This is a genomic window from Pseudanabaena sp. FACHB-2040, from assembly GCF_014696715.1.
GTDB lineage: Bacteria > Cyanobacteriota > Cyanobacteriia > Phormidesmidales > Phormidesmidaceae > JACVSF01.
Genome location: NZ_JACJQO010000005.1, coordinates 1,161,681 through 1,174,808 on the forward strand (window position 1 = coordinate 1,161,681; position 13,128 = coordinate 1,174,808).

General features: G+C 54.5%; 7 protein-coding genes and 1 tRNA gene. 6 read left to right on the forward strand and 2 right to left on the reverse strand.

From position 1 onward, the window contains the following. Positions 1-28 precede the first annotated feature (28 nt). Positions 29-2,782: a GAF domain-containing protein gene (locus tag H6G13_RS08845; protein WP_190482751.1), complete on the reverse strand. Its 2,754-nt coding sequence runs from the start codon at positions 2,780-2,782 to the stop codon at positions 29-31. Between the two features lie 565 nt (positions 2,783-3,347). On the opposite strand from H6G13_RS08845, the gene H6G13_RS08850 reads away from it, so the two are divergent. Next, the gene (locus tag H6G13_RS08850; RefSeq protein WP_190482752.1) at positions 3,348-4,667 is read left to right on the forward strand and encodes an S-layer homology domain-containing protein; all 1,320 of its coding nucleotides are present in this window, start codon (positions 3,348-3,350) and stop codon (positions 4,665-4,667) included. A gap of 73 nt (positions 4,668-4,740) precedes the next feature. Here H6G13_RS08850 and H6G13_RS08855 read toward each other — a convergent pair whose 3' ends face one another. Beyond that, complete coding sequence (locus tag H6G13_RS08855; protein WP_190482753.1) at positions 4,741-5,634, reverse strand: mechanosensitive ion channel family protein; 894 nt, start codon at positions 5,632-5,634, stop codon at positions 4,741-4,743. Between the two features lie 201 nt (positions 5,635-5,835). Between H6G13_RS08855 and H6G13_RS08860 the strand changes: the two genes are divergently transcribed. The 5 genes from H6G13_RS08860 (at position 5,836) to H6G13_RS08880 (ending at position 13,127) form a co-directional block, all read left to right on the forward strand. Continuing rightward, complete coding sequence (locus H6G13_RS08860) at positions 5,836-8,262, forward strand: ligase-associated DNA damage response DEXH box helicase (RefSeq protein WP_190482754.1); 2,427 nt, start codon at positions 5,836-5,838, stop codon at positions 8,260-8,262. A 312-nt stretch (positions 8,263-8,574) separates the two neighbouring features. Further along, positions 8,575-10,878 carry a ComEC/Rec2 family competence protein gene (locus H6G13_RS08865; protein WP_190482755.1) on the forward strand — a complete coding sequence of 768 codons (2,304 nt, stop codon included), beginning with the start codon at positions 8,575-8,577 and terminating at the stop codon, positions 10,876-10,878. A gap of 64 nt (positions 10,879-10,942) precedes the next feature. After that, positions 10,943-11,029: transfer RNA gene (locus H6G13_RS08870), tRNA-Ser, on the forward strand. A gap of 92 nt (positions 11,030-11,121) precedes the next feature. Continuing rightward, on the forward strand, positions 11,122-11,349 hold the full coding sequence (locus H6G13_RS08875; protein WP_190482756.1) for a hypothetical protein: 228 nt from the start codon (positions 11,122-11,124) through the stop codon (positions 11,347-11,349). A 2-nt stretch (positions 11,350-11,351) separates the two neighbouring features. After that, the gene (locus H6G13_RS08880) at positions 11,352-13,127 is read left to right on the forward strand and encodes an ATP-dependent DNA ligase (RefSeq protein WP_190482757.1); all 1,776 of its coding nucleotides are present in this window, start codon (positions 11,352-11,354) and stop codon (positions 13,125-13,127) included. The last annotated feature ends 1 nt before the right edge of the window (position 13,128 follow it).

Here is a 13,128-nt window from a genome sequence, read left to right on the forward strand (position 1 = left end):
TCAGCTTTCAGGCAATAGCAGTCAGTCCTCAAGAAACCGTTGCACCCCTCGATCGAGACCCTTGAATCGGAAGTTGAATCTTAAACTCAGCGCCTTCACCCGGAGCTGACAGGCAGATCAGTTTACCGCCATGCTTCTCTACGATTTGATAGCTGATTGACAGTCCTAAGCCGGTGCCTTCCCCAACCGGCTTAGTCGTAAAGAAAGGATCAAAGAGCTTAGAGTGAGTCGCTTCACTCATACCAGGTCCATTGTCTTTGATGGCAATCTCTACCCAGTCTGCATCAAGCTGATGAGTTTTAATAACGATGGTTCCGGTAGCTGCTGTGAAGCCTTTTGCCGTTTGGGCATCCGCCTGCTGATGCAGAGCATCAATAGCGTTATTAATGACGTTCATAAAGACCTGATTGAGCTGTCCGGCATAGCACTCAACCAGAGGCAAATCGCTGTATTCCTTAATGAGAATAACGGCCAGGTGTTCTGGTTGGGCCTTTAACCGATTTTGCAGAATCAGCAGCGTGCTATCGAGCCCATCATGGATATCGACAGGCTTCATCTTGGCCTCGTCTAGCCGCGAAAAGTTGCGCAGCGTCAGCACGATTTGACGAATCCGGTCTGAGCCAAGCAGCATTGATGACAGCAGCTTGGGCAAATCTTCCTGCATGAAGCCTAAATCCATCTCCGAAATGCGCTTCTGCACCTGGGGGTCGGTGTAGGCATAACCCTGCTGATACAAATCAACCAGGCTCAATAAATCCTGCAGATAGTTTTGAGCGTGGACAACGTTGCCATGGATGAAGTTGATGGGGTTATTGATTTCATGAGCCACCCCAGCCACCATCTGACCCAGGCTAGACATTTTTTCGGTGTGGATTAGCTGAGTCTGGGTCTGCTTTAGGTCTTGCAAAGCCTGCTGTAGGCGAATGGCCTGCTTCATCGCCGTTTCTGCCGTGATGCAGCTACGCTCGTACAGTTTTGCCTGCTTGATAGCAATCTCAGCCTGCTCAGCTAGCTGTTGCAGCAGCGCTATTTCAGTTGCTTTCCACTGCCGAGGGGCGCGGCATTCGTGGGCGACTAGCAGACCCCAGAGCTGGCTACCAATGCGAATCGGCACAACTAGGTTGGACTTGACCTGCAGGCTCTGCAAAAACTGAATATGGCAAGGGTGCAGAGACGAGCCCTCTACATCATTGACGACGCTGACCCGGTTTTGGTCGCGGTACTGCAGAGCATATTCGAGGGGAAAGCAAATATCGTCGTAGACTTCGTGAAGGATCGAAATCCACTCCTCTTGCACATCCTCGACAACAACGGTGCCCTGGTAGTTGCGGGCGAATTTGTAGATCACCACCCGATCAGTATTGAGTAGCGATCGCACTTCGCGCACAATCGTTCGCAGCACCAGCTGATAGTCGAGCGTGCTGCGAATCTGGTCGGTCACCTGCCGCAGCAAATGAGCTGACTCTAGCGACTGCTGCAGCTCAGCCGTGCGCTCCTGCACCTGCCGCTCCAGACTGCTATTGAGGGTTTGCACCTGCTCGTATAGAGAATGATGCTGAATCGCCATGGAAAACTGGCGCTGCAAAACTTGGGCTAGATCGATGTCCCTGGGTTGCCAGCCACGAATTTGTCCCCGCTTAAGTTCGCGCCAGGCAGCAAAAGACTGACGCGGCTGCTGCTGCTCTTGGGCCGGGTTAAACCGACCGGCCCACCAGGTTTCGGTCTCGGTTTCGTGGCGAAAAACGCTCAGGTAGCCCAGCAGCACCTGATTGTACTGCAGCGGCACTACTAGCAAACTGCGCAGCCGCTGCGGCTGAAACGCCTCAGCAATAGGCTGGAGCGCAGCTTCTTGAGTAAGGTCATCAATAGCCCAAATGCGATCGTTTGGCCCCTCGGGATGAACAGTCTGTTGCCAGAGCGGATGGTGCTCCACTGGGCACAGGTGATCCTGGGAGAGTAAGATCGGCTGCTTACCTACTGTGTAGACCTGAGCAAACAGGTGATGATCGGTGTTGAGGTATAGCCGTCCACCCACGCCCTGTAGCAGCTTGACCGTTTCCTCTAGCGCCTCGTGAAGCTGAATTTTAGGAAGAGAGTGCAGCAGGCTAGTAATTTTATTGAGAGCCGCTTCCCGCTGCGCCTGCTGCTGCGCCTGAACTAGCAGCGTCGCCTGGGCAATCGCTAGCGCTGCCTGATCGGCAATCTGCTGCACCAGCCGCAGCTCCTTCACCTTAAAAGATCGGGGTTGGGCATGGTGCGCCACCAGCAGACCCCACAGCTGCGGCTCAACCTGCTGCTGCTGCAGGTCGTAGTGCAAAATGGGCACCACCAGCGACGCCTGCACGCCCATTGCCGTTAAATACTCAACGTGACAAGGGCTGACCGTCCGGTAGTGAATATCCTCAACGGCCAGCGGCTCACCATTTTCAGGGCAAAGTAGGGGACTAAAGCCAATCTGCTGCAGATGCACATTCACAATCGATCGCTGCCGCGCCCTAAGATATAGCTCCCGCGCCCACAGGGGAATATCGTCGGCTGGGAAGTTAAGCCCTAGCAACGGCGGTAGGCAGCGATCGCGAATCGTTTCAGCAACCACCTCACCGCTGGCATCGGCATGAAACTGGTAGAGCATCACCCGATCTAGGCTAAGACAAGCCCGGACCTCTTCTACCGTAGTTTCTAGAATTGCACTTAAATCCAGGGAGCGCCGAATGCGGTTGATGGCCCGCTGAAGAGATATCTCCTGCTGACCACTCAAGGTGGACTCGCGTTGCTGATACATAAATTTATATTTGATTAAAAAATTTTGCCCCTTAGAAAATAGTATTCATGAGCGCAGCCGAACTTAGCATTAAAACTAGACCAACCTACACAAAAATTAAGTAAACCTTAAGTAGGTACGTTGCTGCAACGCGTTCAGTATCACAGAGTCGGCAAATTTTAAAAAAGCGTTGGGGCAGGTTGCGTCTGCATCGTAACAGCTATTCAATGAATATTGAGTTTGCTTAAAACCTTCCGGGTTTCTACAGAACGGACTGAATAACGAAGACTTCGTGCCTCAGACAGACTCCTAGTGTTTTTTGGGAACACAGCTCTGTTACTTTTGGTCATTATGATCAGCCCTTTGCATGAAGTTGTTCTACCGAAAACTTCTATAAGCTTGAGAGTGGGTAAATTAATCTAGCTAATATTGCCTTGTCAGATATTTGACTATGGCAACTAGTCTAATATTTCTCCCTTTAGAGGCTTTCTTTAAAGATTTAGAAATAGGGAGAAATAGTTGGAGCTTAATTATTTTCTAAACCCCTTTTGACAACGTTAAAGCAGATATTTGAGGACGCGTGAGTATGCTTCAATTTTCAAAATGGCAGCTAGGTGGGGCAGCCTTAGTCGCCCTTGGAACCGTTTCTGGGGTAGCTAGCACTCTAGTCACTACGGCTCCTGCTGAAGCCCAACAGGCAAACTTTTCGGATGTTAGTTTTGGCTACTGGGCTCGCCCCTTCATTGAGCGCTTGGCTCAGGAAAACATCATTGCTGGCTTTCCTGATGGCACCTTCAAGCCTAACCAGCCGGTAACTCGGGCCCAGTTTGCGGCGATTGTGGAGCAGGCGTTTGACCAGCCTGGGACCCGTTCAGCCCCAAATTTTCCTGATGTGCCTAACAACTACTGGGCTGAAGACGTAATCTCTGGGGCCTACAGCAGCGGCTTCTTATCCGGCTATCCTGACGGTAGATTCCAACCTGCCCAGGAAATTCCCAGAGTGCAGGCGCTAGTGTCTCTGGCTAACGGACTGAACTTTAGCCCTCAAGGCAGCGTTAATGAGGCTCTAGATCGTTACCAAGATGAGGGAGAGATCCCTCGCTATGCCCAGGAGGCTGTAGCTGCCGCAACCCAGCGTAACGTGGTTGTAAGCTATCCCACCCCTAACACCCTCAACCCGCAGCGGCCAGCTACGCGGGCTGAAGTTGCGGCCTTTGTGTACCAGGCTCTAGTCGCCCAAGGTAAACTCCCTGCCCTAGAGGCCAATTCGGAAGCCGCAAGGTACATTGTCGGCTACGGAACAGGTACGGCTACAGGTACAGGTACAGGTACAGGTACAGGTACAGGGTCAAATCCGACTACCTCAACTAACCAAAACTCAAACCTGAGGGTTGAGGCGGGCACTCCCATCAGCGTGCGCTATCCCAATGCGGGTGCCAACCGGATTGATATCATTGTGGCCCCTGGGCAAACGGTTGCGACCTCTCTAGAAGTCGCCCAGCCTATTCGTAATGCAGCGGGCCAAGTGCTGGTGCCAGCAGGCAGCACCCTTCAGGGCCGGATTGTGCCGGTCAACATTCAGGGCTCGTCGATTACGGCAGCTCAGTTTGTAGCCGATTCACTGACAGTTGGCAATAATAACTACCCAGTCCGGATCGTTTCTAGTCCGGTTGCGGCTACCCAAAACGTCAACCAGGCTACTCTACAGGGTGCGCTGGTCACCACGGCAGCCCAGTCAATTCTAGGGCCTCTGGTGGGGAACCAGAATATTGGCAATGTGATCGGTCAGGTGATTACCGGCAGCGGCAACACTACCTCTCAAAATGCGGTGGTTGTAATTAATCCTAATCAGCTGGAGCTGCGGGTAGATTCTGCGTTCTCTGTCAATTCGGTTGCACAGAACTAGTTCAGTTCTAGGCATCTCAATGAGTTGAATCATCAGAAAACCCCGGCAAGACCGGGGTTTTCTGTGGAGCTGTCTATTGCTGCTCAGAGCGGGCTCCATTGAGCGGCTTGCTTTCCTCAAAGTTGCGCTGGTCATAAAAGTGCAGAGTGCGGATGGGGTAGGGGATGCTGATCTGGTTGCGATCGCAAGCCTCCTTCAGCGCCATAATTACCCGCGAACGGGTTCGTCGCACGTCAGCAATTTGCGGTGCCGTCCAATAGCGCACCTTAAAATCGATAGAGCTGTCGCCAAAACCTACTGCGTCTACCTCCGGGGCCGGTTCCTTCAGCACTCCTTCAATATCGCTGTTGAGCACATTCAGAAACGCTTCTCTGGCTAGCGGCAGAGGTGTCGTGTAATCCACCCCAATATCTAAGTCAGTGCGACGGCATTGCTTAGCTGTGAGCACCCGCACAGCATTGGTAAAGACGATGGAGTTAGGAATTTCAACCAGTTCTCCCGTGTAGTTGAGAATGCGGGTCGTGCGAATCTGAATTGATTCAACAATGCCCTCATACTCATTGACCACAATTTGATCGCCCAGCTGAAACGGCTCCTCGATCAGCAGCAAAATGCCCGCCAAAAAGTTCTTAAAAATATCTTGGAAAGCAAAGCCAATCGCAACAGAGCCTAACCCCAGCAGGCCAATAATGTCTCCTAGCCGTAGGTCAGGAAAAGCCACAACCGCAGCAATCATAATGCCTACAACCCAAGTGCCAATGCGGCAGCTCTGGGTAAAGAGAAGCTGTAGAGAACGGCTCTTTAAGATGCGCCTACCAAACCGCTTACTAACCTGATTGACCCCCCGCACCACATACTGGGTAATCAGCAGAATAACCAGCGCCAGCAGGATTGCCGGGAGCAGCCTCACTGCTCCGCCCACCAGATCTAGTAGGCTCTCTTGAACTCTTTTCACCAGTGCGTTCATAACCTTTCACAAATTGTCGCCTTGTCGTTGCTCAGTGGGGCCTATAGCCCACTAGAAGCGGTTGTAAAACCCCTAATGTCTTAACGCATTCTGGCGCGAACGGAACGTTCAGGATCTGCTACCTGTCTCTCAAAATCCAGGGACACTCACGAAAGCCCTTAAACTCGTTAATAGGCTATCGTGTGGGCTGGAGGCATTTCTGTGGCGAAGTTTCAACGCCTGCACCCAATTTATAGCTGGTTTTCGAAGCAGGGTTGGCAGCCGCTGGCGTTTCAGCAGAAGACCTGGGAAGCTTACCTATCGGGCAAAAGCGGCCTAATCCAGGTGCCCACTGGGTCAGGCAAGACCTACGCAGCCGTCATGGGACCGATCGCAGCCATGCTAGAAACGCCGGGGACAGGGCTGCAGCTGCTCTATATTACGCCGTTGCGATCGCTATCGAGAGACATCGAGCAGTCCATCCGGCGACCCATCGAAGAGATGGGCTGGGGCCTGCGGGTAGAGTCGCGCACTGGAGACACCAGTTCAGCCCGTAAAGCCAAGCAGCTCAAAGCTCTACCCGACATTCTCATCACCACACCCGAATCGCTATCGGTAATGCTGTCTTACCAGGACGGGGCTAAGCGGTTCAGTACCTTGCGCTGCGTGATCTTAGACGAGTGGCATGAGCTAATGAGCACCAAACGGGGAACGCAGACGGAGCTGTGTTTGGGCTATTTGCGATCGCTTCAGCCCAACCTGCAAACCTGGGCCGTCTCTGCCACTCTAGGCAATCTAGAGGAGGCGGCTCAAACCGCTGTAGGGCTGGGGCCGAAACCCGCCATCATCCAATCGGACTTGAAACGAGAAACGGTGATTAAGAGCATTTTGCCGGAGTCGGTAGACACCTTCCCCTGGGCGGGACACCTGGGCCTGCGGATGTTCGAGACGCTGGTAAACGCCCTCGATATTGAAAAGTCTACGCTCATCTTTACCAACACCCGCAGCCAGGCAGAGCGCTGGTTTCAGGCCCTAGCCTTTGCCCTCCCAGAGCACTTAGACAAGATTGCTCTGCACCACGGCTCTATCGACGTAAAAGAGCGGGAGGCAATCGAGGCCGGAGTAAAGCGGGGCGGCATCAGGTGGGTCGTCTGCACCTCCTCTTTGGATCTGGGCGTAGACTTTCAGCCGGTAGAGCGAGTTGTGCAGATCGGCAGCGCCAAAAAACTAGCGCGACTGCTGCAGCGGGCAGGCCGTTCAGCTCACGTTCCCGAAGGCACCTCAGAAGTATTCTTTCTGCCGACCAACGCGCTGGAACTGCTGGAAATCTCGGCCTTTCGACGGGGATTAGCTTGCGGGGATGTTGAAACCCGAAAACCTCAAAACAAGCCTTACGATGTGCTGGTGCAGCATTTGGTGACGCTGGCTTGCGGCGATGGATTTGAGCCAACATCAATTCTGAAAAACCTGCGGCAGACCATAGCCTACTCTGATCTAAGTAACGAAGAATTTGAGTGGATTCTTAACTTCACTGAGAAAGGAGGCAAATGTCTCAGTGCCTATCCCCACTACCGCAAAGTAGGGCTGGAAGAAGGCATGTATCGCATTGCTGATGACAAGCTCGCTCGAATGCATCGGATGGGCATTGGCACCATCACGTCTAATGCAGCAGTTCGCATTGTCTACACCAACCGCAAAGAAATTGGCACGGTCGAGGAAGGCTTTGTCTCCCGGCTGAACAAAGGAGATGTCTTCTTTTTTGCGGGGCGACAGCTAGAGTTTTTTCAGATGAAAGACATGGTGGTGTATGTCAAAAACACCCAGCGAAAATCGACCGTTACGCCTACTTGGGGAGGCAGCCAACTCGCCATTTCAGACACCCTCAGCCGCCATCTGCGACAGGAAGTGGAATGGGTCCAGCAGCAGACTAAACCCAATGAGGAGCTAGCCTGCATCCAGCCGATTCTAGCAACTCAAAATCGCCTTTCCTCACTGCCCACAACCGAGGAACTGCTGATCGAATCCTGCAAAACTCGCGAGGGGCAACACCTCTATGTCTTTCCCTACGAGGGACGATTTGTGCATGAGGGCTTGGGCTTCTTGTGGGGCTATCGCTTTGCCAAACAAAAGCAGGCAACCTTTACAATTTCAGTCAACGACTACGGCTTTGAGATTCTAGGCCCCAAAGACTACCCCTACAAAGACCTGTTTTCAAAGGACTTTTTTAGCCTCGATAACTTAGAAGACGACATCAAAGCCAGTCTCAACATTTCAGAGCTGGTTCAGCGCAAGTTTCGAGGTGTAGCCCAGGTAGCAGGGCTGGTGTTTAAGGGCTATCCGGGGTCGCGCAAAACCGCCAGTCAGCTGCAGGTCAGCTCTTCTTTGATGTATGACGTCTTTAGCAAATACGAACCCGACAACCTACTGCTAAAACAGGCAGAACGCGAAGTCTTGCAAGATCAGCTAGAAACGCATCGGCTAGCAAAGACCCTAAACCGCCTCAACGAGTTGTCAGTAGTTTGGAATGAGACCAAGCGCCCTTCCCCCTTTGCCTTTCCGCTACTGGTCGAGCGCCTGAGTTCCCGCATGTCAAATGAGTCTCTGCTAGAGCGCATTGAGCGAATGAAACAGCAGTGGGGCAAAAAGTAGACGGTCTTGCTGACTCTGTCACCAGCTCAGACAAGCAATGTAGTAGAGCAGCTAGTCCTTTTTTGTAGGTTGGTGTCAAGCTTGCGCTGGCGTAGCCTCCTCTTTGGAGATAACCCAACAAACCTCTAAAACGGTTGGGTTTTGCTGAGCCTCAGTCCAACCTACTTGAGGCCCTATCCAAATCAGCCTTTTTGGTAGAGATTCGCTATTTCTACGGTAGACGCTGCTGAACCCCAGCAAAATCCCGTAATAACGCTGGCGAATTTTCGATGAAGCACTGGGCTCCCTGGACGTGGTGCATCAGAGAAAACAATGGTTGCCACTGCTGGGATTGTGCTTTGCCTGGCCTACTGTGTTGGGCTGTTTGTTGTGAGTCTGCTGGTTCAACATATTGGACTCGAGCCGCTACCAGGAACGGTAATCAGCAGCATTGGCCTGCTGGGATTAGGAGGATTGGCCGCAATTCTGATGCCGCGCCGCTGGCGGCTGGGTCCCCAAGCTCAAACCTGGCTGCTCGCCACCCTCTTCGCTCTACTCGCAGCCCTTAACTACTGCTGGCAGTGGCCGAGTCCAGCGCCCAACGACATTAGCCAGGTTTTGAACCGGGGAGAACTGGCCGGGGCAGAGCAGGTAATCTGGGGCACGGTGCAAGACACGCCGCGCCAGAACCGGGCTGGCCGAGGGCGGTTTTGGCTCAAAGCAGATCAGGTTCGCGCCCTTGATCAGACAGGCAACCCCTTTGGCAAACCCGAAGCTGTCAGCGGCAAAGTTTACGTAACGGCAGCGTGGGAAAGGGCAGAGCCATTCTATCCGGGGCAGAAGGTTGAGGTCACAGGTAGCCTATACGCTCCTAGCCCAGCTAAAAATCCAAACGGTTTTGACTTTCAGGGCTATCTGGCAGACAACAGTAGCTTTGCTGGGTTTACGGCAAAGCGAATCGCGCCTCAGGAGAAAGGGTCGCCGCCCCAGTGGCGACTCTGGCAACTCAGAAAGCGGATTGCCAAGGCGCAAGAGGCTGGGCTAGGGACACCTGCAGGGCCGCTAGTCAGTGCAATGGCACTAGGCAGGCAGGCGGTTAATCTGCCCTACGAGATCCAAGATGCTTTCATGCAGGCTGGCATGGCCCACACCTTGGCGGCGTCTGGCTTTCAGGTGTCATTGATGCTGGGCGTGCTGATGGCAGTTCTGAAAAACCAGCCTCCGCTGTTTAAGGTCGGTGCTGGCGCATTTGCTCTGCTCAGCTTTGTGGGCCTAGCTGGGGCAGAACCGAGCGTCATGCGGGCGGCGCTGATGGGGGGTGGTGTGCTGATTGGGTTAGCCCTAGAGCGCAAGGTCAGGCCACTGGGCTGTCTGCTGCTGGCGGTGACGCTGCTGCTGGTCTGGAACCCGCTGTGGATCGACAGCATTGGCTTTCGCCTGAGCGTGATGGCGACCTTTGGGCTGATGGTGGCGGCTGCGCCGCTGACAGAGCGGCTGGACTGGCTGCCGAGTAACCTAGCTTCCTTGGTGGCGGTACCCATTGCCGCCTACGTTTGGACCATTCCCCTTCAGCTCTATTACTTCAACACAATCTCGATTTACAGCATCCTTTTGAACATTGTGACGACGCCCCTGGTAAGCCTGCTTAGCTTGGGCGGCATGGCCAGTGCGGTAGTTGCAGCCCTAGTGCCGGGGGTAGGCAGTATGCTGGCATGGCCGCTCTACTGGCCTACGCACCTGCTGATTGGGCTGGTGAATTGGGAGGTGGGGCTACCGGCCAACTCCATCGCGACGGGGCATATCTCCCTGATTCAAATGTTGGGCCTGTATGGGCTAGTGTTTTTGGCTTGGCTACAGCCCTGGTGCCGCAGACGGCAGTGGGCCTTAGGACTGGTGGCTTTTGTTGTGGCGGTGGGGCCGCTGTGGTATCACACCAGTACTTCCGCTCAAGTGACCGTGTTGGCAGCGGGCAGCGATCCGGTGTTGGTGGCGCAAGACCACCGCAAGACACTGCTGGTCAACAGCGGTGAACCCAAAACGACCTTCTACACGGTGCTGCCGTTTCTGCGCCAGGCTGGGGTAAACCGTCTGGACTGGGCGGTGGCGCTGCCGGGGAATTTGCCCGAAGCCTGGGAGATGGTGGTGCAAAAAACGCCAATTGAGATTCTTTTTAGCTCTGACGGTAGCCGTCCTTGCGAGGCGGGCATCAAATCATTTCAGCCGCTACAGGTAGGGCATAGCCTCGAATTTGGGTCAGGGCAAATCCAGAACCTGGGCACAGAGAACCCGATTCTGCGGCTAACGCTGGTGGAGGGGCAGGGATGGCTGATGCTGCCGAAGTTGGGGCTGGAGGTGCAGCGGCACTTGGCTAAGGCTGGAGCGGTGCTGGCGAGCGAGGTGCTTTGGTGGGATGGCAGCCCGCTGGCGGATGAGCTGGTGATGGCGGTAGGGCCGAGGGTTGCGATCGCATCTACCTCCCACCTCAGTCCCAAAACCGAAGCCCAACTTCAGCAACAAAACATTCAGGTCTTTGTCACCGAACGAGATGGGGCTATTATCTGGACACCAGAAGCCGGATTTGAAGCGTATTTGCACGGCCAGCATCGCCGCCAGGTAGACCTTGATGGGGCAGGCTGACTCTGAATCCTTCTACCAAGACCCCTCAGAATCGGTCAAACAGAGGTAAAATAGCTGGACACCTGGAGAGGTGGCAGAGTGGTTGAATGCGCTTGACTCGAAATCAAGTTTGGGGTCACACCCAACGAGGGTTCGAATCCCTCCCTCTCCGTTGAATTTTTAACTCTATCGGTCGTCAGACGCCTCTTACTGCTGCCTTATTTAAGATCATTAAGGATAGCTTGGCAGAACTAAGGAGCGTAGATGGAGCGGGAAGTCACCGATGGCGAGGGCATTACCTGGACCTGTGTGCAGCCGTTGAGCGGCATTTCTGAGGCGGCGGCTCAGGTCGAGGGGCAAGACGCTTACTGGGTGGTGTGTACACCCAGTGGCGGGGCGCAGTCGGTCAGGGTGCAGCTCGGCAAAGATTGGCAAACAGATTGCCCAGATGAAACGCTGCTGGAGAAAATTGCAGCGGCCCAGGAGGACTAGGGGTGTTGCAGGAATCGCAGGACAACGCAGCTACAGGTTCGAATCAAGGAAGTTCTGTCAGCCTAGAGCCAGCAGGCGAGGTCAATGCGTTTGAGCGGTTTGCGATCGCAGCCGAACAAATCGCTGCCACAACCAAACGCTTGGCCAAGGCCGCTATTCTAGGCGAGTATCTAACCGCGTTGGCCGATGAAGATTTGCGTTTAGCGGCTCGCTACTTTGCCGGGTCGCCCTTTCCCCTGTCGGATCAGCGGGTGCTCAACGTTGGCGGGGCAGCTCTACTGAATGCGCTGCAGGCAGTTAGCGGTGCAGAGCGCTCATCCTTACAGGAAGCACTGGTCAAGCGGGGGGACTTAGGCGATGTAGCGCGTGAGGTATTGCCCGCAGCAGATTCTCCCACGCTACTGCTGACGGACGTCGAGAAATCCCTGGCAACGCTAGTAGAGACGCGAGGCAACAAGCGCAAGCTAGAGGTGATTACGGCGCTGCTGCAGCGGGCCACGCCGCTAGAGGCCAAGTACCTGATCAAGCTGATGACGGGGGATCTGCGGATTGGTCTGCGGGAGGGAGCAGTCGAGGATGCGATCGCACGTCTAGCCCAGGAAAAAGTTGAGCGTATTCAGTGGGTCAACATGCTCACAGGAGACATTGGGGAAGCGGCAGTCTTGGCCCGACATCGCCAGCTAGACCAGGCACAGATGCGGCTATTTCACCCAATCAAGTTCATGCTGGCCAGCCCCGTCGAAGACTTCACTGAAATCACCAGCCGCATGCCTGAGGGCTTTGCCGTAGAAGACAAGTACGACGGCATCCGCGCCCAAGTTCACATTGCCCCTGTGAGCGATAACGCCGACCCGTTGCTGCATGGCGTGCCCCATGCCGGTGCTCGCGTAGCCCTGTTTTCCCGCACGCTTGACGAAATCACGCCCAGCTTTCCCGACCTGGTAGAGCCGCTGGCTTCGCTGCCGCCTGTAACCTTTGGAGCAGGACTCATTCTCGATGGCGAGATCGTGCCCTACCGAGACGAGCGCATTTTGCCGTTTCAGGCATTACAAAAACGCCTGGGCCGCAAAACCTTGCCCGAAGATCTGCTGCGGGAGGTGCCGGTCGCCTTTGTCGCCTACGACATTCTCTACCGCGACGGTCAAGTGCTGATTGAAGAACCCTACCAGGCACGACAGGTTATGCTGGCAGCGCTGGAGCTGAACACGTCAGCCCTCCAGCGAGCTGCCTCTCAACAGTTCACAGACGCCACGGCTCTAGATGACGAGTTTCAGGCAGCCCGCGATCGCGGCAACGAAGGGCTAATGGTCAAGCATCTGCAGTCACCCTACAAACCCGGTAAGCGCGGCAAAGACTGGCTGAAGGTGAAACGTGCGATCGCAACCCTCGATGTCGTAGTAACCGCCGCCGAAGTCGGGACTGGCAGACGGAGCCGTTTCCTCTCCGACTACACCTTTGCCGTTCGCGCCAGCGAAGACGACCCCACCCTGCTCAATGTCGGCAAAGCCTATTCAGGCCTTACCGATGTCGAAGTCACTGAACTGTCAAACTGGTTCAAAGCCCACACAATCGAAGAGTTTGCCCACGGCAGAGTGCGAACCGTCGAACCCAAAATCGTGCTAGAAGTCACCTTTGATCGAGTGCAGGCCTCTAAGCGGCACAAAGGCGGCTACGCCTTGCGCTTCCCCCGCATTTTAAGAATTCGAGACGACAAACCACCAGAAGAAATCGACACCTTAGAGACGGTTCGCAAGCTGGCTGAGCATATGGCTGAGTAGG

Excerpts from the sequence above, each read along its gene's own strand:
- H6G13_RS08855 (WP_190482753.1), bottom strand. The coding sequence starts at position 5,634 with ATGAACGCACTGGTGAAAAGAGTTCAAGAGAGCCTACTAGATCTGGTG.
- H6G13_RS08845 (WP_190482751.1), bottom strand. The coding sequence starts at position 2,782 with ATGTATCAGCAACGCGAGTCCACCTTGAGTGGTCAGCAGGAGATATCT.
- H6G13_RS08865 (WP_190482755.1), top strand. The coding sequence starts at position 8,575 with ATGGTTGCCACTGCTGGGATTGTGCTTTGCCTGGCCTACTGTGTTGGG.
- H6G13_RS08875 (WP_190482756.1), top strand. The coding sequence starts at position 11,122 with ATGGAGCGGGAAGTCACCGATGGCGAGGGCATTACCTGGACCTGTGTG.
- H6G13_RS08850 (WP_190482752.1), top strand. The coding sequence starts at position 3,348 with ATGCTTCAATTTTCAAAATGGCAGCTAGGTGGGGCAGCCTTAGTCGCC.